This is a genomic window from Acinetobacter sp. ABJ_C5_2 (assembly GCF_044538485.1).
Classification (GTDB): Bacteria; Pseudomonadota; Gammaproteobacteria; order Pseudomonadales; family Moraxellaceae; genus Acinetobacter; species Acinetobacter nosocomialis_A.
This window is the reverse complement of record NZ_JBIUCS010000004.1, coordinates 224,704-248,662: the sequence shown is the minus strand read 5'-3', so window position 1 is coordinate 248,662 and position 23,959 is coordinate 224,704. Positions and strand designations below refer to the sequence as shown.

The following is a 23,959-nucleotide window of genomic DNA, read 5'->3' as shown; positions in this document are numbered from 1 at the left end:
GATTAGAATGTACGTGGTGCTGGTGGAATTGCATCAACAGTTAACGGCTTGAAGCGCACTGGCTTATATTCCAAACGGTTATCTGATGAATACCATAAAGTATGTTTCATCCACTCATCATCACGGCGACCGTATGAATAAGTTGGGTGATCAGCTGGTAATTCATAGTCAACTACCGTATGCGCACCACGACATTCTTTACGCGCTGCAGCTGAAATTAATGTAGCTTTTGCAACTTCATATAAGTTTTCAACTTCAAGCGCTTCAACACGTGCAGTGTTAAATACTTTAGATTTATCTTTCAAGTGAATGTTACGCACACGTGGTTCAAGAGCAAGAATCTCTTTAACACCTTTATCAAGCAATGCTTGGGTACGGAATACACCAGCGTGGTCTTGAACGATATCACGAATTGCGTCAGCAACTTCTTGTGCATTTTCGCCAGAAGTTGATTCATCTAACTTACGTACGCGATCTAAAGTTTGCTCTAATACGTTTGTTGGAAGTGGCGCATATTCATCACCATGATGCTTAGTTACGTAATCGATAATGTGCTCACCAGCAGCTTTACCAAATACAACCAAGTCAAGAAGTGAGTTAGTACCTAAACGGTTTGCACCATGTACTGATACGCAAGAACATTCACCAATTGCATAGAAACCTTTTACAGGTTTAGTGTAGTTGTCTGTACCAGGCTCTGGTAAGCACACTTGACCATGCATATTCGTAGGAATACCACCCATTTGATAATGGATTGTTGGTACTACTGGAATTGGTTCTTTAGTAATGTCTACGTTTGCGAATTTTTTACCGATCTCAAATACAGATGGTAAACGCTTCATGATTGTGTCAGCGCCTAAGTGAGTCATATCAAGTAAGATATAATCACCTTTTGGACCACAACCACGACCTTCTTTAATTTCTTGGTCCATAGAGCGTGATACGAAGTCACGTGGAGCCAAATCTTTTAAAGTCGGTGCATAACGTTCCATGAACGGTTCGCCGTCTTTGTTACGAAGGATCGCACCTTCACCACGACAACCTTCAGTTAACAATACGCCTGCGCCCGCAACACCCGTAGGGTGGAATTGCCAGAATTCCATATCTTGTAATGGAATACCAGCACGAGCAGCCATACCAAGACCGTCACCAGTGTTGATATAAGCATTTGTTGATGCACGGTAAACACGACCAGCACCACCGGTCGCAAACAATGTTGCTTTTGCTTGGAATACTGCGATGTTACCAGTTTCTTGGTCAATTGCAGTTACACCAAGCACATCACCTGCTTCGTTACGAATCAAATCAAGAGCGATCCATTCAACGAAGAATTGAGTCCCCATTTTCACGTTGCTTTGATAAAGCGTGTGCAATAATGCGTGACCAGTACGGTCAGCAGCAGCACAAGCACGTGGAACTGGTTTATCACCATAGTTCGCAGAGTGACCACCGAACGGACGTTGGTAAATTGTACCATCAGCGTTACGGTCAAACGGCATACCCATGTGTTCAAGTTCATACACAACTTTTGGTGCTTCACGACACATAAATTCGATTGCGTCTTGGTCACCTAACCAGTCAGAACCTTTTACTGTATCGTAAAAGTGGAAATGCCAGTTATCTTCTTGCATGTTACCTAACGACGCACCGATACCGCCTTGAGCAGCAACTGTATGTGAACGTGTTGGGAAAACTTTAGTAAGTACTGCAACTTTCAAACCTGCTTGAGCAAGTTGGTAAGATGCACGCATACCAGAACCACCACCACCAACGATAACAGCATCGAAAGTGAGGTTTTGAATATTTGAATAATCTTCTTTAGGGGTTATCGCGCCCATGATATCTTCCTATCAATTCGCCCAGAAAATCTGGATACCCCAGATTGCGTACACAAACACTGCAATAATGACAGCCGTCGTCAGTACAAGGCGTAAACCTTTCGCTGAAGGACCCATTTGACGAGTAGTGACGTAGTCAGTGAAAACCTGCCACATACCAATCCATGCGTGTGCGATAAGCGACAAAATTGCCAACAAAGAAAAAATCTTCATTGGTAATGTCATCATGAAACCAGCCCATTGTTGATAGTCAAATCCGCCTTTGCAGAGAATCCAACCCAAAAGAACAACAGTATAAGCTGCCAATACTACAGCACTTACACGCTGGATAAACCAATCACGAGAACCTGAACCTGTTAAACCTGTAGCACTTTTCATTAGAACATAATCCATACAAAGGCTGCGATAATGGCTACCACAGATAAGATCAATGAAATTGTCGCTGCAATACGACCGCTTTGCAGTTCTTCAGCAAAACCTAGATCTGCAAGCAAATGCTTAACCCCAGCAATAAAGTGGAAAATTAAGCCGGCTACAAATACCCACACGACAAAACGTACAAGGATATTTCCAAAAACGACATTTTTAACGTAGTCAAATCCTTCTGGTGAAGATAATGATTTATCTAGAATCCATAAGAGAACTGGTACTAATAAGAAAACGATGACACCTGATAAACGGTGTAAAATTGATGCAATAGCCACGGGTGAGCGTAAATTTACCGCTAACACCTGACCCATGGACAAATTGACAGGTCTGTTGCTTTTCACAGCGGGCATCCTGTAGGTAGAAACTCCGACCGGAGTTTGTTGAATTAATTCCAAGGAAAGCTGGCATTGTTAGGCAAGCACAGCTCATGCCTAACCTATAAACGACACTGAATTATAAAACGCGAAATATCAAAATACAAACAATCCACTTTGCCTTTTCCGCAAAAACTCATCAAATAAGAATCATTCACATAGCCAAACAGCAGTCTTCCCTATCCAAAAGTTAAGATAAAACAAAACATGTGCTTGTTTAACCTCATTTTTTATAAAAAATATCTTTTCTACTGCTTTATTTAAAATAAGTGAGTTTTAGACTAAAGATAAAGTTAATAAATCATCAAGTCTAATCGAAAGCATAAACTAAAATTATTCTTACTTACTAATTTTGAACATTTTTATTTTTAAAATGGTGACTATCCATACTTATCTTAAAAGTAATAAAGCGCTACTTGACTCTTAACAGTGAGCAGTATTTTTACAAAAAATTCGTTTTAATTTTTCAAGCATGATCAACAAGCTATTTTTTAGACAATTAAACTCAAAAAAAGTACAACTTTTAGAATTGTCAAATGGTGATAATGAAGCAATTTTTGAATCGCAATTTAAAATTACAGACTGAGTTTTATGATTTTTTTAAGCCGATTGGCATTTTATGACCACTACGAATTCTTAATTTTTATTTAAAAATTTGCTTACAATTGTACTCACGCTTCATTTTTTTTCTGCACGTTCTTCTTGAATTGACTTATGATACCATCCCGATGCAGTGATTTTACTGACTTTTTTGCTCGGGTCTTGATGACTAACTCTCTGTGGGAACGTCATTTTTTATCCATAAGTATAATTGACAAAATTTCAGTACTCACTAATCTTATAGCAAATTTTGACACCGTCTGATTCGCACATGAGAAAATTAGGATTTCGAGTCAGATAATCATTCACCAGGACAGGAGATCTATTGAATGTCTGAAGCAACTGGCAAAAAAGCCGTATTACATCTTGATGGCAAAGAAATTGAATTACCAATTTACAGTGGCACATTAGGTCCCGATGTAATCGACGTTAAAGATGTATTGGCCTCAGGTCACTTTACTTTTGATCCTGGTTTTATGGCGACAGCTTCATGCGAGTCTAAAATCACATTTATCGATGGTGACAAAGGTATTTTATTACACCGCGGTTACCCGATTGACCAGTTAGCGACTCAAGCAGACTACCTTGAAACTTGTTATTTATTATTAAATGGCGAGTTACCAACTGCTGAACAAAAAGTTGAGTTCGATGCTAAAGTTCGTGCTCATACTATGGTTCACGATCAAGTTAGTCGTTTCTTCAATGGTTTCCGTCGTGATGCTCACCCTATGGCAATCATGGTTGGTGTAGTTGGCGCATTATCTGCGTTCTATCACAACAACCTTGACATTGAAGACATCAACCATCGCGAAATTACTGCGATTCGTTTGATTGCTAAAATTCCAACGCTTGCTGCTTGGAGCTACAAATATACTGTAGGTCAGCCATTCATCTATCCACGTAATGACTTAAATTACGCGGAAAACTTCTTACACATGATGTTTGCGACTCCTGCAGATCGTGACTACAAAGTAAACCCTGTTCTTGCTCGCGCAATGGATCGTATTTTTACGCTTCATGCTGACCACGAACAAAACGCGTCTACATCTACAGTTCGTCTTGCTGGTTCTACTGGTGCGAACCCGTATGCATGTATCTCTGCTGGTATCTCTGCACTTTGGGGACCTGCACACGGCGGCGCGAACGAAGCAGTTCTTAAAATGCTTGATGAAATCGGTAGCGTTGAGAATGTTGCTGAGTTCATGGAAAAAGTTAAACGCAAAGAAGTTAAACTTATGGGCTTCGGTCACCGCGTTTACAAAAACTTCGACCCACGCGCTAAAGTTATGAAACAAACTTGTGACGAAGTTCTTGAAGCTTTAGGTATCAATGATCCACAATTAGCTCTTGCTATGGAACTTGAACGTATTGCGTTGAACGACCCGTACTTCGTTGAACGTAAACTTTACCCTAACGTAGACTTCTACTCTGGTATCATCCTTAAAGCGATTGGTATTCCAACAGAAATGTTTACTGTAATCTTCGCTCTTGCACGTACAGTTGGCTGGATCAGCCACTGGTTAGAAATGCACAGCGGTCCTTACAAAATTGGTCGTCCACGTCAGCTTTACACTGGTGAAGTTCAACGTGACATCAAGCGTTAATATTCGAAAGAACATTAATGTAAAAAAGCTGCCTTATGGCAGCTTTTTTTATAAATAAGTTTTTTAAAAGTTATTCTTCTTCAAACATATTTAACAAGTGATGACTAATACCATCCGCTCTTAACCAAGCCAACTCATAACTTGCTTTAGCCAAAGCCAAGACACGTCTTTCAAATTCAGTCCATATCTCTTTAACTTGCGCTTCTGAAATCCCTAAACCACTTTCAGATGCAAGATATTTATTTTTTTCACATATTTTTAAGGCATGGTAAAGTTTACGACCTTTACTCGCCCCTTCCATTAAACGAACACGCTTGCTTAATATAAATCCTTCCACATGCTGGACATTCGCCTGTGACAACATAGGTACCAAAATCTGGTCTAATTGATCATCTAAGCGCTTCCAGACAGCTAAACGCTGCTCTGCTGTATAAGTATTCCATTGAATCACTTCATGGTTAAAACGGCGACAACCACGACATACCTGATCACCAAAAACTGTTGAACAACGCCCTGCACATGGGGTGAGAGAGAGCATTCGATGATCATTACTCAAAACAGACTCCTTAAATAAACCATATACTTTTTATGGTTTTCTCGCTTATTACAAATTTTCGCGCTAAAATACGCGCCTTAAATTTCTATCTTAATACATTTGGAGTTTTCCATGAACGCTACTGTAGAACAGCTTGCACCTGTAGAACAGCAAGCGACCGCGGGTTGGGTTGTTGCAGCACTATATCAATTTAAAGAAGTTCAAGATCCTGCTGATCTTCAACAACGTCTTTTAGACTTAGTGAAAACAATTAACCTTTGCGGAACTCTGATTGTAGCAGGTGAAGGAATTAATGGTACCGTTGCTGGCGACCGTGAGGCAATTGATAAAATTCATCAATTTTTGTTAAACGAAGGTTTTAACGCTATGGAATATAAAGAGTCCCATAGCTCAGACAAGCCTTTCCGTAAAATGAAAATTAAGCTTAAAAAAGAAATTGTAACTTTAGGCGTAGAAGTAAAACCTCGTGATTTAGTAGGCCACTATCTTGACCCTAAAGAATGGAATGAGCTTCTTGCACGTGATGATGTAATTCTAATCGACACGCGTAACGACTATGAATATAAAGCTGGTACTTTCAAAGGCGCGATCGATCCTAAAACAGAAACATTCCGCGAGTTTCCTGAGTACGTTAAAAAAGAGTTAGAACAGCATAAAGACAAGAAAATCGCGATGTTCTGTACAGGCGGTATTCGCTGTGAAAAATCGACCTCTTTACTTCTTCAGGAAGGCTTTCAAGAGGTTTACCACCTCAAAGGCGGTATTCTTAAATACTTAGAAGAAACTCCAGCGGAAGAGAGCCTTTGGGAAGGTGAATGTTTCGTATTTGATGGACGTACTGCTGTAACTCATGGTGTCGAAGAAGGTGCAAACATTAAATGTCATGCTTGTGGCTGGCCTTTAACTCCTGAAGAGTCTGCTCTACCAAGCTATGAACATGGTGTTTCTTGCGTGTACTGTATCGACAAAACAACTGAGAAACAAAAAGCTGGTTTCCGTATGCGCCAATCTCAAATTGCCGCTGCTAAGCGTAAACGTTTATAATTAAAAGAGGGCATCAAACGATGCCCTTTTCATAATAAATTATATAAAGCAAATTTAAGATATAAGTCGTTATTATTAGGTACGTGATCTAGTTGTTGCACAAACTAAAGCTTCACCTTCCCCATTGCCAGCACTTACACCATTAATTTGCCCATTAGTTAGAAATGAAATTCCAATATTATATAAAACATTCTCTTGGGACGATAAAACAGGATTAGAGGCTACAAATAAAGTACCAATAGATGTTTTCGAAGGAATCTCATCATTCTCATCTTTATTGATAAATGTAGATATAGTCAATTTACCATTACTAACTGTGAGCATATCACCCACTTTTGTTAAACTACACTTTTCACCAAAAGGTGTAATTAACTGATCTTCCTTAAAATCAGGCAAAACATTTGAAGTACAATAATTATACCTTTCGATCATACCTGAGTCATATTGTTGGCAAGCCGTCGTATCTATATTAATATTTAAAGGATTAACAAGAACTTGATCTGATTTAATCGGTATTTGAGATAAATTTCCGTCTTTAATTAACATTAACAGTGCATCATAGTCTTTAATATTTCCATTATTCTTAATAGCTTCCAACAACTCTTGAATAGCTTGAGGAATAGGGTTGTTTGCTTTCATCTCAGCATTAAATAGATCCATATCATTATTAATACGGTATCCCTTTTTAATAAGTTCGGCCACCAAAGCAGAATTTGCCGAATTTAACTTTTCTGTAGTCATGCTTCCAGATTGATACCACGTTACAGGAACCTGGTTACTTGCATAAGCAACAACCATATCTGTAAGCGGGTTAATATTTACACTATCCTCATGGTCGATATAACTATGATAAGTTTGCCCATCAGCTTTTGCCTCTAAACGACAAGGAAATTTACTGGTGTCTATTTCACCTTGCCATTGCCCTTGTGCATTAACAATTACATTATCTTTAAAACCAAGCCCATCTTTACAAATCGCTGTTACATTTGCCCCATTTAAAGCAGAAGTTGAAAATGCAGTACCGGAGATTACTTTATAAGCAACTTGATTTTGGGTAGATGGTGCAATTTTTTCTTCACTGACACTGTTGCTATTTTCATCACCGCAAGCTACAAGTAATATTACTGACAGTACGCTAGTAATTTTAAAAATTATATTCATATTAAATCACGTTGTTAATGCATTAAAGATTTTCATATCGCCTATAAAATATTTATGGCGAAATAAATTAATTTTTTGATTAAGAGATTGATATCAAAAAATTTTGCAAGTGATTATATAGAAATAAAATTAATGTAAAAATATTATATTTAATTATGTATTAAAAATACTAAAAACATAAAAAACGCCCTAGAAAGGACGTTATTTATTATTTCTTCTAATAAATTAATTTGGAGTATGGTACATCAAATATAATTCATTCAAATTATCTGGAATTTCTTCTGCCAGTTCATCCATTAACTGTCCATTGCGACGGAAAGATTCCATCTGTGGATCTTCTTCATCAATTCCACTAAAAACCATGATCGGTAAAGTTAAATCAACCAATTGTTCTTCATACTCAGGAGCAAACCACGCCTCTTCGTTTAAGAACATTGCGTCAACAAACCCTACACTCCAATCGCCTAGGCTTGATTCAACGTCAGCTTCTTCAACTTCAAATGGAAATTCAATCCCATTTTCATTTGCTAAATCTTGACGAATCGACTCTAGCCAAACCTTGATTTGTTGAATAATTTCTGCCGGAACCTTTTTCTGGTTACCTTCGAACAATTCATCTAACCAGCGGTCAAACTGAGGACCTACTGCAATTGCACACAAAAAACCATGAGTTGCAGCAAAGTCTAGACCATACTCATTGTGGTCTCCATCTAGATATTCACTTAACCGGTCTAAATCTAATGCACTCATTGTGTTACCTGACTTTAAAAAGAAATTGACGATAGCATAGCACTTAAGCCGACGATGCCCTATTTAGTTTTGATCAGTCTTCATCATCAAGATCATCGTCGTCTAAATCATAATCGAAATCTTTCAACTCACGCTCTAAACGGCGCTGTGCCAATAGATCATCAATTAATCTACGTTTTTCCAACGATTCTTTTGCACTGATTTTGCCTGATGACTCATCAAAACCGACATCATCATCATCGCCGTAGTTATCATCTAGTTCAAAATCTGTAGAAGACACTAAAACTACCTCATAATGAAAAAATGTGAATGGGTCTAGCCGCTATTTATCTGTCTTACTTTTCCTTGTCAAGTTTTATTTATATTTTTTTCATTTAATTGCCTATTTGTACTTTTTTTCGCCCAAAAAATTGTGTATTTATAAAACAGCACAGTCTTTTGATAATCGAAGATTTCTACAAATTTTTCTATGATTTAAACTTGAAAAAAATGATTTTAGCCCAATATTCAAAAAATAGTCGTGAATTCAAAGATATTTTTTATTTAACGGTCACCGATCAAAGCCGAAACATTTCAAGCAAATTGTGCTATCATGCACGGTTTTTCACTGCCACAGATTCAACAAAGAGTAAGCAAAGATGAGCGATATGCATTCCCCTACTTCTCAAGTAGCGGCTCTGATTAGCCGAGGCAAAGAACAAGGTTACTTAACTTACGCTGAGGTTAACGATCATCTGCCGGACTCGATTACTGAAAGCGAACAGATTGAAGACATCATCCAGATGCTTCAAGACGTTGGTATTCCTGTACACGAGCGTGCACCTGAATCTGACGATACCATGTTCGGCGAATCAGCTGATGCAACTGACGAAGTTGCTGAAGAAGAAGCTGCTGCCGTACTTGCATCTGTTGAAAATGAGCCTGGACGTACGACAGACCCTGTACGTATGTACATGCGTGAAATGGGTACAGTAGAACTATTAACCCGTGAAGGTGAAATCAGCATTGCCAAACGTATTGAAGAAGGGATTCGTGATGTCCTGAACTCAATCGCTTACTGGCCAAATGCTGTTGAAGTTGTATTAAAAGAATATAATGATTTTTTAACTGGCGAACGCCGTCTTGCCGATATTTTATCTGGCTACCTCGACCCTGAAACTGATGAAGATATTCCTGAAGTTTTAGAAGAAGTTGAAGAGATTGAGGAAGAAGACGAATCATCTACAAAGTCAACGAAAGAAGTTAAGCTTGATGATGACGATGAAGAAGAAGAGCCTGAAGGTGATGATGACTCTGAAGGCGATTCAGGTCCAGACCCTGAAGTTGCAAAAGTTCGTTTTGCTGAATTAGAAGCTGCATGGGCTCAAACTAAGGCCGTGATTGAAAAACATGGTCGTAATAGCCGTGAAGCAAATGAAGCACTTGAGTCATTAGCAACTGTATTCATGATGTTTAAATTTACTCCACGTTTATTTGACATCATTTCAGAAATGATTCGCGGAACTCACGAGCAAATCCGTGCCAATGAACGTGAAATTATGCGTTATGCAGTACGTCGTGGCCGTATGGACCGTACTCAATTCCGTACATCTTTCCCTAAACAAGAATCTAATCCAGCTTGGTTAGATGAACAAATTGCTAAAGCTCCTGCAGAAATCAAAGGACATTTAGAGAAAGTTCGTCCAGATGTTTTAGCATTCCAGCAAAAGATTGCAGATATTGAGAAAGAACTTAATTTAAGCGTTGCTGAAATTAAGGATATTTCTAAACGTATGGCGATTGGTGAAGCCAAAGCTCGTCGTGCGAAAAAAGAAATGGTAGAAGCTAACCTTCGTTTGGTAATTTCGATTGCGAAGAAATACACCAACCGTGGTTTACAGTTCCTTGACTTGATTCAAGAAGGGAACATTGGTTTGATGAAAGCTGTAGACAAGTTTGAATACCGTCGTGGTTACAAATTTTCGACTTATGCAACTTGGTGGATTCGTCAGGCAATTACCCGTTCTATCGCAGACCAAGCACGTACAATTCGTATTCCTGTACATATGATTGAAACGATTAACAAAATTAACCGTGTCTCTCGTCAGTTATTACAGGAAATGGGCCGTGAACCTACTCCAGAAGAGTTGGGCGAACGTTTAGAAATGGACGAAGTCAAAGTTCGTAAGGTTCTTAAAATTGCTAAAGAACCAATTTCAATGGAAACTCCAATTGGTGATGATGAAGATTCGCATCTTGGGGACTTTATTGAAGACCAAAACATCACTTCTCCAATTGATGCTGCGACTTCAGAAGGCTTAAAAGAAGCAACTCGTGAAGTTCTAGAAAACTTAACTGAACGTGAAGCTAAAGTATTGAAAATGCGTTTTGGTATCGATATGCCAACCGATCATACTTTAGAAGAAGTTGGTAAACAGTTTGATGTAACACGTGAACGTATTCGTCAAATCGAGGCGAAAGCATTACGTAAATTACGTCACCCTTCTCGTTCTGAACACTTGCGTTCTTTCTTAGAGAATGACTAAGTTTTGAAATCTTGAAATTTCGACACTAGTCCCCATTTAATAGAAAGAGCTACAAACGCCTGCGATGATGCAGGCGTTTCACATGATGAGGTTACTTATGTTAGACCGCACTCCATCTCGCGAACTCCGTGAAGACCTTTGGGTATTTCCAATGGACTATCCAATTAAACTCATTGGCGATGCGGGTGAAGAATTACGTATAGCTGTAGTTGATATTCTAGTAAAACATTTTCCTAACTTTGACCAATCAACGTTAAAAGTACAAGAATCTCGTACAGGCAAATACCATTCATTAACCGCACAATTACGCTTTGATGAATTGGAACAAGTTCATGCTTTATATGCAGACTTGGCTGCTTGTCCGCAAATAAGAACTGCACTTTAGTTTTAAGATGCCATGACAACTTTAATGTCGTGGCATTTTTATTTATATCAATCTTATTATAAATGACGATAAATATTTAGAACCGTTTAAGCAAAATACTTTAAACTCATCAAGAGCATACTCTCATAACTTAATATTGTGAGACTGCCCTTCTGTTTAGTACATCGCACAGGAAAATGTTTAATGAGCCTTGATAAACCCACTTTGATTATTCGTCAGTGGAACGATTTACAAGATTATCAAAGCAAATTCGAATTGATGAAGAACTTGACCAATCAACGTGATGAAAACACAGCAGATGAGCTGTGGTTGCTTCAGCATCATGAAGTATTAACTCAAGGTCAAGCTGGAAAACCAGAGCATATTCTAATTCCATCTAATATTCCTGTAGTTCAAACTGATCGTGGTGGGCAAGTGACATGGCATGGCCCTGGTCAATTGGTCGCGTACTTTATGTTTGATCTTAATCGGCTAAAGTGGAATGTGCGCACATTGGTTAGTTTTGCTGAACAATTTATGATTGATGTTTTAAAGAAATATAATATTGAAGCATATGCAAAACCTGATGCTCCAGGCGTATATGTAAATGATAGAAAGATTGGTTCCTTAGGTTTCAAAATTCGTCGTGGACGTAGTTATCACGGTTTAGCCCTAAACTTGGACTGTGCATTAACAGGTTTTCAAACCATTAATCCATGTGGATATGCAGGTTTAGAAATGGTTCGCATACAAGATTTGGTGACTCCATATCCATCATTTGAACAACTTTGTCAGGACTTTATTGAGTATATTAAGGCCTCGGGGTACTTTAATGACCCCGAAGTCAAAATTGAATAAATGATTTTGAGATGGAATAAAAATAGATTAGAGTAATTACTCTAAATTTGCTTTTGCATAATTTTAAGAAGGGATAGCAAGTGATTTCGACAAAAGCTGTAAAGCCCACTCTGCAACTTGCCTACGTTAAGCTCATGATGGATGTTGTTGGTCGTGGCTTAGTCATGGCGAGTCAGGTAGATAGTGAAATACAAGAGGAAGTATCCAAATTTCCTGTTCACTTTGTACTTTCAATGAATGTCTTCCCAAATGGACCAGCATTTTTTGCCCGAGTGACAGAGAACAAACAATTAGAACTGCTGAAAAGAGCAGAAAAAAAGCCTGATTTAACCATTACATTTAAGCATGTAACCCATGCATTTCTGGTTTTCTCATTTCAGGAAAGCACTGCTCAAGCATTTGCAAATGATCGAATGATTGCCGATGGTGACGTATCCGCAGCAATTCGTTTAGTACGCTGCCTAAACAAAATGGAATCTCTCATTTTACCGAAATTGGTAGCTTCACTCGCAGTTAAAGAATACCCAACCGAACTCACCCTAAAAGAAAAATTCAACGAAGCTGCAAACATTTATTTAAAAGTAGCTAAGTCTTACTTCAAGCGGAGCGCATAACATGGCTAAACCATATTACGAATTCTTTTGTCCTGTAAAAGTCATTGCTGGTAATGCTGCTTTAGAACATATTCCGTTTGAACTTGCGACTTTAGGTGCAAAGCGTCCTCTTATCATTACCGATAAAGGCGTTCGCGCAAATGGCTTACTCAACCCGATTGAAGCTGCATTCAGCACAACTGATGCTGTGATTGGTCATGTTTTTGATGATGTTCCACCAGACTCAAGTCTTGAAGTAGTTCGTCTTGCAGCAGAAGCTTATCGTACAAATAAGTGTGACGCGATTATTGCTGTTGGCGGTGGCTCTGTTATTGATACCTCTAAAGCAACCAATATTTTAGTCTCTGAAGGTGGAAATGATCTTCTTCAATATTCTGGTGCACATAACCTACCAAAACCATTAAAGCCATTTTTTGTGATTCCAACCACATCAGGTACAGGTTCAGAAGTGACTATGGTTGCTGTGGTTTCTGACACACAAAAGAATGTGAAATTGGCATTTGCTTCATATTATTTAATGCCACATGCTGCAATCTTAGATCCACGTATGACATTAACTTTGCCACCTCACTTGACGGCAATGACTGGTATGGATGCGTTAACACACTGTGTGGAAGCTTATACGTGTATGGCTGCTAATCCACTCAGCGATGCTTATGCAAGTGCTGGTATCAAAAAGATTAGTGAAAATCTATTTAACGTTTTAGAAAATCCAAATGACTCGCAAGGCCGTTTAGAACTCGCACAAGCTTCTACAATGGCAGGTATCGCATTTTCTAACTCGATGGTAGGCCTTGTACACTCATTAGGGCATGCATTAGGTGCAGTTGCTCACCTGCCCCACGGTTTATGTATGAACCTATTCTTACCATATGTGCTTGAATACAACAAGCAAGTCAATGGTCAGAAAATTGGTGAGTTACTATTACCTCTAGCTGGTGCAGATATCTATGCACAAACTCCAGCAACCCAACGTGCAGATAGAGCAATTACAACTATTTTAGCAATGCGTGATCGCTTATTTAGCTTAACCAAGTTACCACGTACCTTGCGCGAAACTGGTAAGGTTACTGAAGCACAACTTGATGAAGTTGCAGAAAAAGCACTAAATGATGGCTCTATTATTTACAACCCTAAAGAAGCAAGCTTAAAAGATATACGCGAGATCTTACAAAAAGCTTGGTAATTTAAGTTTTAACTATCTAAAGAAAAAACCTAAGGGTCTGATTTTTATGATAAATCAGACCTTTTTTATATCTATGAATTTTTATTCATCATTTTCTTTGGAAATATGGCAAAAAATTTGCTAAAAAATCCACGAAAGTACTGACAATTTGCATCAATTTAGGATAGATTGGCGCACTTTATCTTTTATGTAGGGGGGATCGTTCGTCTCAAACGATCCTTAACACCAAGCTGATCCTTGATCAACGATTATGAGGATAACGCCGTTGACAAACTTATCTGGGACTAAACCAACAGCTAAGCTCCAAAAGAATCTTGTGCTATGGCACATCATTATTATTGGTTTAGCTTATATTCAGCCATTAACTTTATTTGATACTTTTGGTTTAGTATCAGAACGAAGTGGTGGTCATGTACCTACTTCTTATATTTTTGCGTTAGTTGCAATTTTATTGACGTCGATCAGTTATGGACACATGATCAAACGCTATCCTTCTTCAGGGTCAGCATACACCTATGCCCAAAAGTCAATTCACCCTAATGTTGGTTTTATGGTGGGTTGGTCATCTTGGCTAGACTATTTACTTTCACCACTCGTCAATATCATTTTGGCCGATATTTATTTAAGAGCATTGTTTCCAGAAGTAAATAATTGGTTATGGGTAATTGGCCTAACTGCATTAATGACTGTTATTAACTTATTCGGCGCACGTTTCGTTGCTCGTTTTAACAGTACAATTGTAGTTATTCAACTTGGTGTTATCTTTTACTTTGTTTATCAAGTGTATACCTTGCTTACCCAAGGTGTATATGCCGATGGTACGCTAAATCCGGATAAAGCTGAATTATGGTCACTCACTCCTTTTTGGAATGATATGACTTCTATTAGTGCTTTGATTGGTGGTGCAACGGTACTTTGTTTCTCTTTTACAGGTTTTGATGCTTTATCTTCACTTGCCGAAGAAACAAAAGATGCTGAAAGAACACTTCCAAAAGCGATTTTTTCAACAGCATTGCTTGCTGGTGTTATTTTCATCATAAGTACTTACTTTATCCAGTTGTATTTCCCAAGCAACCCAACGACTTACTTTAAACCGTTAGATGAATCACAACCTGTGATGGTTGCAGCAATTGGTAGCATTGCCTTTAAAACATTAGTTTTATACTTTGCTGTGGTTGCAGTAATGGCATCTGGTATTTCAGCACACGCTGGCGTATCTCGCTTAATGTATGTCATGGGACGTGATGGCGTTATCAATAAAAAGTTGTTTGGTCATATCAGCCCAAGACTACATACCCCAACTTACAACATTCTTATTGTTGGTGTAGTTGCGTTGTCTGCTGGCTTTTTAGATCTTGAACATATTGTTAACTTAATTAGTTTCGGGGCCTTAACTGCTTTTAGTTTTGTAAACTTCTCTGTAATTTCGCGTTATGCGCTTAGAGATGGTAAAAATAAAACTATTAAAGATATTATTAACTACATTATTGTACCGACGCTTGGCTTTGCCAGTGTGTTCCTAATGTGGTTGGAAATTGACAAGCTTGCTTTACAAATTGGCTTAGCTTGGGCAGTGGTTGGTGTAGGTTATCTTGCTTACAAGACCAAAGGCTTTAAATACAATGCTCCTCAACACAACGAGCATGAATAATAAAAAAGGCGCTTAAAGCGCCTTTTTTATGGACTTATTATCCGAATATTTTATTTACAATACCTTGTACGCGTTTTGCATAAAGTTTTGCTGTTTCTAAGTCCCCTGTTGGAATCTCATCTACACTTGCATCTGATGGCGACTGAACAAGTAGACCTACCGAACCACCCAAGTTATTTACATCTTCACGTTTTGCGTTTTTAGTGTTTGCTGGCAATAGGCCTAAGCTCACCCAAATGCCACCGTGTTGTGATGCTAAAGTTTGTAATTGAATAAGCGTAACTTGCTTATCACCATTTAGGCTTGCACTGTTGGTAAAGCCTGCAAATACTTTATCTTCCCAACCACGTGTAAACCAAACTTTTGAAGTTGCATCAGCAAATTTTTTAAACTGCCATGGTGCTGTACCCATATAAGTTGGAGCACCGAAAACAATACCTTTTGCATTGTTTAATGTTTCCCAATCTTGCTCAGTAATATTACCTTCCTGATCAATCTGGATAAGTTGAGCATTAATTTCATTAGCAAAAGTTTCAGCAACTACTTTCGTGTGGCCATAACCAGAGAAATATACAACCGCAATATTAGAATTAGACATGGAAGAACCTGTGTTTTATTAAATTCCATTTTATGATATATTTTAGAAACTAGGTGTCAATTAGTTACCACTTGGTAACTAGTATATTTTTTTTAAAATAAGTAGGTAAATGGTATGAATGAATGTCTAAAATACAATATTTTTCAACAACATTGCCCTGCTCGTTTATTTTTTGAAAAAATTGCAGACAAGTGGGTTTTACTCATCTTAAACATTCTTGAAGAAGAAACACAGCACTTCAATTTGCTCAAAAAGAATATTCAGGGTATTTCACCTAAAGTCTTGTCACAAAAGTTAAAAATGCTAGAAAGAGATGGCTTTATCGAACGCAAGATTCAAGACACTTCACCTATTCGTGTTGACTATTCACTTACACCATTAGGCCAAAATGTCGCTTCAATGGCATTCCAGTTAAAAGAATGGGCTGAGACAAACATCGAACAAGTTTTAGCAGCACAAATCATCTATGATGAAAAAGTACTAGAACAAGCTTAAATTAAAATTAGATCAAAAAAATAAGGCCACCAAGGACCTTATTTTTTTGTATTTATGAAACTAACCTAAATTTTTAAAACCTTGCTGACGCCATGCTTCATAAACAATCACTGCAGTCGCATTAGACAAATTCAAACTTCTAGAATTTTCCGCCATTGGTAAGCGAATCCACTGCTCTTGAGGGAACATCAAACGCACATGTTCAGGCAAGCCACGTGTTTCTGGCCCCATCAGTAAAGCCACAGGTCGGTTTAAATCAACTGTATGCGGAGTTGCAGAACCCTTTGTCGTTAGAGGAAAGACATGCTCGACACCTTTTGACTTTAAGTCTGCAAGGCATGCTTCAATATTGTCCCAAATCTGCATTCTTGCCCATTCATGATAATCAAGCCCTGCACGTTTAAGCTTTTTATCATCAAGCTCAAAACCTAAAGGCTTAACCAAATGCAATTGAGCCCCTGTATTCGCACATAGTCGAATAATATTCCCCGTGTTTGCAGGAATCTCAGGCTCGTATAGAACAACATGAATCACTTAATTACTCACTTAAATTACTTATTGGTTAGCTCAGGCAATCATTAACTTGATCAAAGATAATTATTAGCCCACTAGTTCCACTGTAACTGTTCACGCAAACGTACGACTTCACCAATAATCGTGAGAGTCGGCGCATGAATTTGATGTTCTGTCACTTTAGATGCAATATCAGCAAGTGACCCCACCACAACCTTTTGTTCAGGGGTAGTACCCTTTGAAATTAATGCAACTGGCATATCTGGACGCTGTCCATGTGCAATTAACTGCTCGCAAATACGTTCTAAGCCCACCAAGCCCATATAAAGAACTAAAGTCTGGTTCTCATATACCAGCTCATTCCAAGGAAGCTCAGGAGAGCCTTCTTTTAAATGACCAGTTAGAAAACGTACACTCTGCGCATAATCACGATGAGTGAGCGGAATACCCGCATAAGCTGAACAGCCTGATGCTGCAGTAATACCCGGAACCACTTGAAATGGCACACCAGCTTGAAATAATTCTTGGATCTCTTCACCACCACGCCCAAAAATAAACGGATCACCGCCTTTTAAACGACAAACGCGCTTTCCTTGTTGAGCATATTCAACGAGTAAAGCATTGATACCCTCTTGGGGAACCGAATGATTTGAGCGAGCTTTACCAACATATATTTTTGTAGCGTCTCGACGGCATAACTCTAAAATGGGTTGAGATACCAAACGATCATAAATGACCACATCAGCTTGCTGCATCAAACGTAAAGCTTTTAAGGTAAGCAGTTCAGGATCACCAGGACCTGCGCCCACTAAATAAACTTCACCTTTAGGTGCTTTCCACTCCTGCAATGCTTGTTCAAGCATGCTATCTGCAACATCTAGATTATCGTTAAAAACCTGCTCTTTTAAGGGACTTGCATACAAGTTTTCCCAAAAAATACGGCGTTCATCGGGATTAGAAATTTTTTCTTTAACCTGATTTCGCCATTTTCCTGAAAACTCAGCCAATTTCCCCATTCCATGTGGAATGGATGTCTCTAACTGTGTACGGATTTGACGAGATAAAACAGGAGATGTCCCATTTGAAGCAACCGAAATCACTAAAGGTGAACGGTCAATAATCGCAGGAACCATAAAGCGGCAATGTGGAATATCATCAACACTATTTACAAGTAAATGACGTACTTCACATTGCTCGAAGACTGTTTTATTGACTTGCGGATCATTGGTCGCGGCAATGACGAGTCGATATGGTGTACTTAAAAACTTCTCAGAGAAAACTTCAACGAAATGCTGACCATTTGTTGTTGCCACTAATTGCAGAAGCTGTTCTTCAATTTCAGGAGCAACAATATCAATTATTGCCCCCGCTTTAGCTAATAAGGTTGCCTTGCGTAAAGCAATATGCCCTCCGCCCACAATCAGACAACGTTGCTGTTGCAACTTCAAAGAGATTGGAAAAATATCCACCTTAAACCTCTACATCAATCATCTGACTATGTTTAAGCAAAAAACGTGCACAATTTAGATGCAAAGTTTAGTCAATAAACGTTGCACCACCCATATATGGGCGTAATACTTCTGGAATCTCGATTGAGCCGTCTTCACGTTGGTAATTTTCCATTACTGCAAGCAAAGTACGTCCTACTGCAAGACCTGAACCATTTAGCGTATGCACTAATTCAGTCTTCTTCTGATCCATACGGAAGCGTGCTTTCATACGACGCGCTTGGAAATCACCCATATTAGAGCAGCTTGAAATCTCACGATATGTATTTTGGCTTGGAACCCATACTTCTAGATCGTAAGTTTTCATCGCACCAAAGCCCATATCACCACCACAGAGCAAAATTTTGCGGTATGGCAAACCAAGTGCTTGCAAAATGCCCTCAGCATGTGCAGTAAGCTCTTCAAGTGCCTGCATAGATGTTTCAGGTTTAACGATTTGCACCATTTCAACTTTATCAAACTGGTGCTGACGGATTAAACCGCGCGTATCACGACCATAAGAACCAGCTTCACTACGGAAACATGGTGTATGCGCCGCATATTTTAGTGGTAAACGGTCTGCATCAATGATTTCATCACGAACAAAGTTAGTGACTGGAACTTCAGCTGTAGGAATAAGGTAGTATTCTTTTTCGCCTTGAAGTTTAAATAAATCTTCTTCAAATTTTGGTAATTGTCCTGTCCCACGAAGTGAGTCAGCATTGACCAAATAAGGCACATAAGCTTCTGTGTAGCCATTCTTTAAAGTATGAGTATCAAGCATAAACTGAGTTAAAGCACGTTGTAGACGCGCTAAAGGCCCCTTCAACACGCTGAAACGTGAACCAGTGAGCTTGGTCGCAGTTTCAAACTCTAAGCCACCCATCCACTCACCTAAATCAGTATGATCTTTGATCTCAAAATCGAACTGACGAGGTGTACCCCATTTTGAGATTTCAACGTTATCACTTTCATCTTTACCAACTGGAACAGACTCATCTGGTAAGTTTGGAATGCTTAGAGCTTTTTGCTCAATCTCATTTTGCAGTTCTGATAAGGCAACTTCGGCAGCTTTAATCTCATCACCAATGGCCTGCATGCGTGCCATGATTTCAGAAGCGTCGCCACCGGATTTTTTAATCTGACCCACTTGTTTAGCACCGGCATTTCGCTCTGCCTGTAACTTTTCAGTTTTTGATTGCAAGTCTTTACGGCGAGTTTCTAAAGATGCCCATTCTTGGACATCTAGCTGAACACCACGTTTTGCCAAAGCTGCATTAACGACTTCAATATTATTTCTGAGTAACTTAGGGTCGATCATAATTAATCATAATATGGGTAAAAAACTGGCTATAGTGTAAGCCCTTAGCACTAAAAAATATAGTGATCATCTTCATATCGAATAGCTTTCACACAATTCTAAGAAGACACCAGATATTTTACATGTTGTAGCTCGGCACACTTGGTAAGTACTCAGGTTTAATGAACTTAGCTGCCTCAAAATACGGCAGTGTTAATTCAGTCATCCCTTCTGCATAAGAAGCTAGCTCATAAACGGGATAAACAAAAACAATCCCATTGGCGCCGTAGTAGTAATTATCACTTAACTGCAGTTTTTCACGGCTGATATTATGCTCTTGAAGCCAGTTGGTATTCGCATCAAAAAGTGCATCAACGAGTTGTTTTTCTACATCTGGCTTAATAAGTTCAGCAACAGTAATGTGCTTTTTATTTAATAAATCAAAATTTACGAATTCTTGATGTGACATGCCATGTGCTGCACCTGCAGAGTATGAGTATGTCTGTAAGGCAAAGGTTGCTAGATTATAATTTTGTCCCAAATAACGGACATAAATTGCACTTTGACTTGAACGAGGCTCCCCCTCTGGTACTTCAACAGGTTTATCAGCCAAGTTTGCAAAAGCATTCGGGTCTGCTTTTTTTATACGGTTCGTAAAATAATCATTAATCCATTTTTGATTCGTTTGTACTGTCTGAAAGTCATATTCAGTACAGCCATCTTCAAGACAAACTTTAGACTTTGGTAATTTTACTGGAATTACTTTTGCCTGAATAACAGGAACTTCTGCTTGTTTTTGCTCTTTTACTGAAGCACTTGATGTGGGTTGCTCATCTTTAGCTGCAGATTTTGGCTGACAACCACTTACTGCCACCATGGCAGCTACCATAGGAAGAATGAAAATAATTTTCTTATCGTAAAGTCGCATGTTAATCCCCGTTTGTTCACTTTTATCACTATACAAAGCGTAAGAATAAGACGGGGTTAAAAAATGTATCTGTAATTGATATATAAAAAGAAAGCCACCCTTTCAGATGGCTTTCTTAAAGAGGCGCAATAATTATTGGTCAATAATATCTGTGCCTTTAGGTGGCGTAAAATTAAAAGTTGAAGCTGGAATCGAAGCATTCACTTTTACATTATTAAATTTCACGTAAGTGGTTTGCCCTAAAGAATCTTGTAACACCATTAATGTCGGTGCTTTGTTAGCACCAAAACTAATCGTTAAGCTTTGGAAAGCGCCATCTTCTTTTTTAGGGAATAAAGTGAAATATAATTTAGATTTATCTGGCTGAGTCACTCGGTAAGACTTCATGATTTGACTAGTATTACCAGAGAGCAATAAAGCAGGAGTATCGGCTACTTGCGAATCTAAGCTTTGACGGACAGCTTGTTGTAAATCAGGGTCATAAATCCAGACTGTTTTACCACTCGTCACAATAGTTTGTTTAGACGGACTCACAGTTTCCCAATAAAATTTCCCCGGACGTTCAACTTTCATTGAACCTTTAAATGTCTGGTTCATATGCTGAGCACCTAAGCCTTTTTTCTGTGCTACAGCTTTTGTATTTGCTTTGGTTGTTTGTTCAAAATCAGCAGTTAAACGCTGTAGTCCTGATAACTGATTTACCAGGTTCCCAATCGCCTGTTGCTCCGGTGCTGCTACTGGTGCAGCAAACGCTGTAGTACTCATTACAGGAGCAAGCACTGACGCGCTGAGTGTAATAGCACACATGGTTTTACGAAGCATATTCATGTCATCACCTTTTTAGTTGCTGTAAGATAACTTGTTCACTTTTAATTTCACCAAGCCGAACAAGCTCTTCATTCAAGACCCATATTAACCGACAAACTCTGTGCTAATCATTGAGAAAATAAGATATTTTGTTATGTTATTCATATTGTTTGTAGAATTTCATTCATCATGATGAAGATGAAATTAATGAAATTCCATAAAAAAAGCCCACAAAATGTGGGCTTTTTCTTAAGCTAAAACTTAAACAGTTTCAACTTTTACGTAGCGACGGCCAAATTGACCTTTCACTTCGAATTTTACTACGCCGTCAGCAGTAGCAAATAAAGTATGGTCACGGCCCATACCAACATTTGCACCAGCGTGGAATTCAGTACCACGTTGACGAACGATGATGTTACCAGCAGTTACAGTTTGACCACCGTAAACTTTAACACCTAACATTTTTGGGTTTGAATCACGACCGTTCTTCGTCGATCCACCGGCTTTTTTAGTTGCCATGTCTCTTACTCCTCGTGATTAGCCTGAAATACCAGTAATTTTCAACTCAGTGAACCATTGACGGTGACCTTGTTGCTTACGGTAGTGTTTACGACGACGCATTTTGATAATGCGAATTTTGTCGTGACGACCATGACCAATCACTTCTGCAGTTACTTTAGCGCCAGCTACAACTGGAGCACCGATTTGAATGTTGTCACCGTTTACAACCATTAATACATCATCAAATGTAATAGTTGCGCCAGATTCAGCCTTCAATAATTCAACTTTAAGGGTTTCACCCTCAACTACACGGTGCTGTTTACCACCGCTTTGGATTACTGCGTACATAATGTACTCCAATCAGCCCGTGTCGTCGTGTCGATAAAGGGATATATCGATCTTAAAACGAACGCCACTGGGGTTATACAAGGCGACAGATTTTAAGTGAAATTTGATCAAACGACAAGTGCTTTATCTTTATCTAAGCAATAGAAACCGTTATTCTTACATAATAAAAACAGCTTCAATTCGAATTTAGTACTTTTCATTGATTCTGAATGGAATTTAAAATACAGTTCCAAACACAACTTGCAACAAGAACAAGCTGTATTCATGTTGACGTTATTAAAATTTATTGTTTTGTCGGAAACACATCGTTTTGCCGAAATAAAGAACAAAGAACTCTTCATGAACCTACAAATGATTAATATCAATTGCTTGTTTCCCTGTTTAATGCACTTTTAATTGATACACTAACGCCACTTATCACCAATACGGGGTTTTTCTTCATATGGTCATCGATTTTAAGCAAGACATTCTCGCTCCTGTTGCTACAGACTTTGCTGCGATGGATCACTTGATTAATGAAGGAATTAGCTCAAAAGTCGGCTTGGTCATGTCGGTCAGTAAACATGTTGTTGAAGCTGGCGGCAAACGTATGCGTCCGATCATGTGTTTACTTGCAGCACGAGCTTGTGGCCTAGACAACATGCAAAATGCACAGCGTCTGGCTGCCATTATTGAAATGCTTCATACCGCAACTTTAGTGCATGATGATGTGGTCGATGAATCGGGGCTTCGCCGTGGCCGTCCTACTGCCAACGCAACTTGGAACAACCAAACTGCCGTGTTAGTGGGTGACTTCCTTATTGCTCGCGCTTTTGACCTATTGGTTGATTTAAACAACATGACCTTATTAAAAGATTTCTCAACAGGTACATGTGAAATCGCTGAAGGTGAAGTACTACAACTTCAATCTCAGCATCAACCGGATACAACCGAAGAAACATATTTAAAAATTATTCACGGGAAAACTTCTCGTTTATTTGAACTTGCAACTGAAGGTGCTGCCATTTTGGCTGGGCAAGAAGCCTACCGTGAACCTTTAAGATTATTTGCAGGTCATTTTGGAAATGCATTCCAAATTATTGACGATATTTTAGACTACACTTCAGATGCTGAAACATTAGGTAAAAATATTGGTGATGATTTAATGGAAGGTAAACCGACTTTACCGTTAATTTCAGCATTAGCACACTCAACGGGTGAAGAGCACGCCATTATTCGTCGTAGTATTGCGACTGGTGGGGTTGACCAATTATCCAAAGTTATTGAAATTGTACAAAAGTCTGGTGCTTTAGATTATTGCCAGCGCCGTGCCCAAGAAGAAACAGAAGCAGCACTGCAAGCCTTAACAATCTTGCCTGATACACCTTATCGTCAGGCGTTGATTAACCTTACTCGGCTTGCATTACATCGAATACAGTAGATATTATT

At 38.8% G+C, this 23,959-nt stretch carries 25 protein-coding genes and 1 pseudogene; 11 read left to right on the top strand and 15 right to left on the bottom strand.

Going from position 1 to position 23,959, the window contains the following annotated elements; all coding sequences use genetic code 11:
- Positions 1–2: 2 nt before the first annotated feature.
- The 3 genes from sdhA to sdhC are packed head-to-tail and all read right to left on the bottom strand — an operon-like array spanning position 3 to position 2,617.
- Positions 3–1,838 (bottom strand): succinate dehydrogenase flavoprotein subunit, encoded by a 1,836-nt coding sequence (gene sdhA, locus ACH8JV_RS08090; protein WP_044101629.1) that lies wholly within the window; start codon positions 1,836–1,838, stop codon positions 3–5.
- 12 nt (positions 1,839–1,850) lie between these two features.
- Positions 1,851–2,216, bottom strand: a complete 366-nt coding sequence (gene sdhD, locus ACH8JV_RS08085) for a succinate dehydrogenase, hydrophobic membrane anchor protein (RefSeq protein WP_003655454.1) — start codon at positions 2,214–2,216, stop codon at positions 1,851–1,853.
- Positions 2,216–2,617, bottom strand: coding sequence for a succinate dehydrogenase, cytochrome b556 subunit (gene sdhC, locus ACH8JV_RS08080; protein ID WP_001984863.1), 402 nt, complete (start codon positions 2,615–2,617; stop codon positions 2,216–2,218). Before sdhC ends, sdhD begins: the two co-directional genes overlap by 1 nt.
- 953 nt (positions 2,618–3,570) lie before the next feature.
- Between sdhC and gltA the strand changes: the two genes are divergently transcribed.
- Positions 3,571–4,845, top strand: coding sequence for a citrate synthase (gene gltA / locus ACH8JV_RS08075; protein WP_001287579.1), 1,275 nt, complete (start codon positions 3,571–3,573; stop codon positions 4,843–4,845).
- A 70-nt stretch (positions 4,846–4,915) separates the two neighbouring features.
- On the opposite strand, the gene ACH8JV_RS08070 is transcribed toward gltA, so the two are convergent.
- Positions 4,916–5,401 carry a DUF1289 domain-containing protein gene (locus ACH8JV_RS08070; RefSeq protein ID WP_396520598.1) on the bottom strand — a complete coding sequence of 162 codons (486 nt, stop codon included), beginning with the start codon at positions 5,399–5,401 and terminating at the stop codon, positions 4,916–4,918.
- A 111-nt stretch (positions 5,402–5,512) separates the two neighbouring features.
- Between ACH8JV_RS08070 and ACH8JV_RS08065 the strand changes: the two genes are divergently transcribed.
- Positions 5,513–6,445: a rhodanese-related sulfurtransferase gene (locus ACH8JV_RS08065; protein WP_396520596.1), complete on the top strand. Its 933-nt coding sequence runs from the start codon at positions 5,513–5,515 to the stop codon at positions 6,443–6,445.
- Positions 6,446–6,520: 75 nt separating this feature from the next.
- Here the strand turns inward: ACH8JV_RS08065 and ACH8JV_RS08060 are convergent, their stop codons facing one another.
- From ACH8JV_RS08060 to ACH8JV_RS08050, 3 genes are all read right to left on the bottom strand, one after another.
- Positions 6,521–7,606 (bottom strand): hypothetical protein, encoded by a 1,086-nt coding sequence (locus ACH8JV_RS08060; protein ID WP_396520594.1) that lies wholly within the window; start codon positions 7,604–7,606, stop codon positions 6,521–6,523.
- Between the two features lie 225 nt (positions 7,607–7,831).
- Positions 7,832–8,356 carry a YecA family protein gene (locus ACH8JV_RS08055; RefSeq protein WP_396520592.1) on the bottom strand — a complete coding sequence of 175 codons (525 nt, stop codon included), beginning with the start codon at positions 8,354–8,356 and terminating at the stop codon, positions 7,832–7,834.
- A gap of 73 nt (positions 8,357–8,429) precedes the next feature.
- On the bottom strand, positions 8,430–8,636 hold the full coding sequence (locus ACH8JV_RS08050; protein WP_000099358.1) for a PA3496 family putative envelope integrity protein: 207 nt from the start codon (positions 8,634–8,636) through the stop codon (positions 8,430–8,432).
- 358 nt (positions 8,637–8,994) lie between these two features.
- Here ACH8JV_RS08050 and rpoD point away from each other — a divergent pair, with 358 nt between their 5' ends.
- The 6 genes from rpoD (at position 8,995) to ACH8JV_RS08020 (ending at position 15,554) form a co-directional block, all read left to right on the top strand.
- A complete protein-coding gene (gene rpoD / locus ACH8JV_RS08045) occupies positions 8,995–10,881 on the top strand; it encodes an RNA polymerase sigma factor RpoD (RefSeq protein WP_396520590.1) in 1,887 nt (628 codons plus the stop codon).
- A gap of 97 nt (positions 10,882–10,978) precedes the next feature.
- A complete protein-coding gene (locus tag ACH8JV_RS08040; protein WP_396520611.1) occupies positions 10,979–11,266 on the top strand; it encodes a YbeD family protein in 288 nt (95 codons plus the stop codon).
- 183 nt (positions 11,267–11,449) lie between these two features.
- Positions 11,450–12,103 carry a lipoyl(octanoyl) transferase LipB gene (gene lipB / locus ACH8JV_RS08035; RefSeq protein ID WP_107972837.1) on the top strand — a complete coding sequence of 218 codons (654 nt, stop codon included), beginning with the start codon at positions 11,450–11,452 and terminating at the stop codon, positions 12,101–12,103.
- Between the two features lie 80 nt (positions 12,104–12,183).
- Positions 12,184–12,717: a hypothetical protein gene (locus ACH8JV_RS08030; protein WP_002051257.1), complete on the top strand. Its 534-nt coding sequence runs from the start codon at positions 12,184–12,186 to the stop codon at positions 12,715–12,717.
- A 1-nt stretch (position 12,718) separates the two neighbouring features.
- Positions 12,719–13,903 (top strand): iron-containing alcohol dehydrogenase, encoded by a 1,185-nt coding sequence (locus ACH8JV_RS08025; RefSeq protein ID WP_004705881.1) that lies wholly within the window; start codon positions 12,719–12,721, stop codon positions 13,901–13,903.
- Positions 13,904–14,168: 265 nt separating this feature from the next.
- Positions 14,169–15,554: an APC family permease gene (locus tag ACH8JV_RS08020; RefSeq protein ID WP_107972836.1), complete on the top strand. Its 1,386-nt coding sequence runs from the start codon at positions 14,169–14,171 to the stop codon at positions 15,552–15,554.
- 37 nt (positions 15,555–15,591) lie between these two features.
- Here ACH8JV_RS08020 and ACH8JV_RS08015 read toward each other — a convergent pair whose 3' ends face one another.
- Positions 15,592–16,152, bottom strand: a complete 561-nt coding sequence (locus tag ACH8JV_RS08015) for a flavodoxin family protein (protein WP_002051305.1) — start codon at positions 16,150–16,152, stop codon at positions 15,592–15,594.
- A gap of 114 nt (positions 16,153–16,266) precedes the next feature.
- On the opposite strand from ACH8JV_RS08015, the gene ACH8JV_RS08010 reads away from it, so the two are divergent.
- A complete protein-coding gene (locus ACH8JV_RS08010) occupies positions 16,267–16,647 on the top strand; it encodes a helix-turn-helix domain-containing protein (RefSeq protein ID WP_032010152.1) in 381 nt (126 codons plus the stop codon).
- A gap of 60 nt (positions 16,648–16,707) precedes the next feature.
- Here ACH8JV_RS08010 and ACH8JV_RS08005 read toward each other — a convergent pair whose 3' ends face one another.
- The 7 genes from ACH8JV_RS08005 to rplU all read right to left on the bottom strand — a co-directional run bounded on the left by ACH8JV_RS08005 (position 16,708) and on the right by rplU (position 22,531).
- A complete protein-coding gene (locus ACH8JV_RS08005; RefSeq protein WP_002051239.1) occupies positions 16,708–17,181 on the bottom strand; it encodes a tRNA (cytidine(34)-2'-O)-methyltransferase in 474 nt (157 codons plus the stop codon).
- Between the two features lie 74 nt (positions 17,182–17,255).
- Positions 17,256–18,629, bottom strand: a complete 1,374-nt coding sequence (gene cysG / locus ACH8JV_RS08000; protein ID WP_396520588.1) for a siroheme synthase CysG — start codon at positions 18,627–18,629, stop codon at positions 17,256–17,258.
- Between the two features lie 67 nt (positions 18,630–18,696).
- Complete coding sequence (serS, locus tag ACH8JV_RS07995; protein ID WP_017393835.1) at positions 18,697–19,968, bottom strand: serine--tRNA ligase; 1,272 nt, start codon at positions 19,966–19,968, stop codon at positions 18,697–18,699.
- A 118-nt stretch (positions 19,969–20,086) separates the two neighbouring features.
- Positions 20,087–20,875, bottom strand: a complete 789-nt coding sequence (locus tag ACH8JV_RS07990; RefSeq protein ID WP_396520586.1) for an RsiV family protein — start codon at positions 20,873–20,875, stop codon at positions 20,087–20,089.
- A gap of 132 nt (positions 20,876–21,007) precedes the next feature.
- On the bottom strand, positions 21,008–21,703 hold the full coding sequence (lolA, locus tag ACH8JV_RS07985; protein WP_002051355.1) for an outer membrane lipoprotein chaperone LolA: 696 nt from the start codon (positions 21,701–21,703) through the stop codon (positions 21,008–21,010).
- A gap of 240 nt (positions 21,704–21,943) precedes the next feature.
- A complete protein-coding gene (gene rpmA, locus ACH8JV_RS07980) occupies positions 21,944–22,201 on the bottom strand; it encodes a 50S ribosomal protein L27 (RefSeq protein WP_000201632.1) in 258 nt (85 codons plus the stop codon).
- Between the two features lie 18 nt (positions 22,202–22,219).
- The gene (rplU, locus tag ACH8JV_RS07975; RefSeq protein WP_000271409.1) at positions 22,220–22,531 is read right to left on the bottom strand and encodes a 50S ribosomal protein L21; all 312 of its coding nucleotides are present in this window, start codon (positions 22,529–22,531) and stop codon (positions 22,220–22,222) included.
- Between the two features lie 96 nt (positions 22,532–22,627).
- Here rplU and ACH8JV_RS07970 point away from each other — a divergent pair.
- Positions 22,628–22,927 (top strand): annotated as a pseudogene (locus ACH8JV_RS07970) (hypothetical protein).
- 46 nt (positions 22,928–22,973) lie between these two features.
- Entirely contained in the window at positions 22,974–23,951 is a 978-nt protein-coding gene (sdsA, locus tag ACH8JV_RS07965; protein ID WP_240287935.1) for an All-trans-nonaprenyl-diphosphate synthase, read from the top strand.
- Positions 23,952–23,959: the final 8 nt, after the last annotated feature.

Excerpts from the sequence above, each read along its gene's own strand:
- ACH8JV_RS08040 (WP_396520611.1), top strand. The coding sequence starts at position 10,979 with ATGTTAGACCGCACTCCATCTCGCGAACTCCGTGAAGACCTTTGGGTA.
- ACH8JV_RS08025 (WP_004705881.1), top strand. The coding sequence starts at position 12,719 with ATGGCTAAACCATATTACGAATTCTTTTGTCCTGTAAAAGTCATTGCT.
- gltA (WP_001287579.1), top strand. The coding sequence starts at position 3,571 with ATGTCTGAAGCAACTGGCAAAAAAGCCGTATTACATCTTGATGGCAAA.
- lipB (WP_107972837.1), top strand. The coding sequence starts at position 11,450 with ATGAGCCTTGATAAACCCACTTTGATTATTCGTCAGTGGAACGATTTA.
- rplU (WP_000271409.1), bottom strand. The coding sequence starts at position 22,531 with ATGTACGCAGTAATCCAAAGCGGTGGTAAACAGCACCGTGTAGTTGAG.
- sdhD (WP_003655454.1), bottom strand. The coding sequence starts at position 2,216 with ATGAAAAGTGCTACAGGTTTAACAGGTTCAGGTTCTCGTGATTGGTTT.
- sdsA (WP_240287935.1), top strand. The coding sequence starts at position 22,974 with ATGGTCATCGATTTTAAGCAAGACATTCTCGCTCCTGTTGCTACAGAC.
- rpmA (WP_000201632.1), bottom strand. The coding sequence starts at position 22,201 with ATGGCAACTAAAAAAGCCGGTGGATCGACGAAGAACGGTCGTGATTCA.
- ACH8JV_RS08015 (WP_002051305.1), bottom strand. The coding sequence starts at position 16,152 with ATGTCTAATTCTAATATTGCGGTTGTATATTTCTCTGGTTATGGCCAC.
- ACH8JV_RS08055 (WP_396520592.1), bottom strand. The coding sequence starts at position 8,356 with ATGAGTGCATTAGATTTAGACCGGTTAAGTGAATATCTAGATGGAGAC.
- lolA (WP_002051355.1), bottom strand. The coding sequence starts at position 21,703 with ATGAATATGCTTCGTAAAACCATGTGTGCTATTACACTCAGCGCGTCA.
- ACH8JV_RS08065 (WP_396520596.1), top strand. The coding sequence starts at position 5,513 with ATGAACGCTACTGTAGAACAGCTTGCACCTGTAGAACAGCAAGCGACC.
- ACH8JV_RS08010 (WP_032010152.1), top strand. The coding sequence starts at position 16,267 with ATGAATGAATGTCTAAAATACAATATTTTTCAACAACATTGCCCTGCT.
- ACH8JV_RS07990 (WP_396520586.1), bottom strand. The coding sequence starts at position 20,875 with ATGCGACTTTACGATAAGAAAATTATTTTCATTCTTCCTATGGTAGCT.
- sdhC (WP_001984863.1), bottom strand. The coding sequence starts at position 2,617 with ATGCCCGCTGTGAAAAGCAACAGACCTGTCAATTTGTCCATGGGTCAG.
- sdhA (WP_044101629.1), bottom strand. The coding sequence starts at position 1,838 with ATGGGCGCGATAACCCCTAAAGAAGATTATTCAAATATTCAAAACCTC.
- serS (WP_017393835.1), bottom strand. The coding sequence starts at position 19,968 with ATGATCGACCCTAAGTTACTCAGAAATAATATTGAAGTCGTTAATGCA.
- ACH8JV_RS08060 (WP_396520594.1), bottom strand. The coding sequence starts at position 7,606 with ATGAATATAATTTTTAAAATTACTAGCGTACTGTCAGTAATATTACTT.
- rpoD (WP_396520590.1), top strand. The coding sequence starts at position 8,995 with ATGAGCGATATGCATTCCCCTACTTCTCAAGTAGCGGCTCTGATTAGC.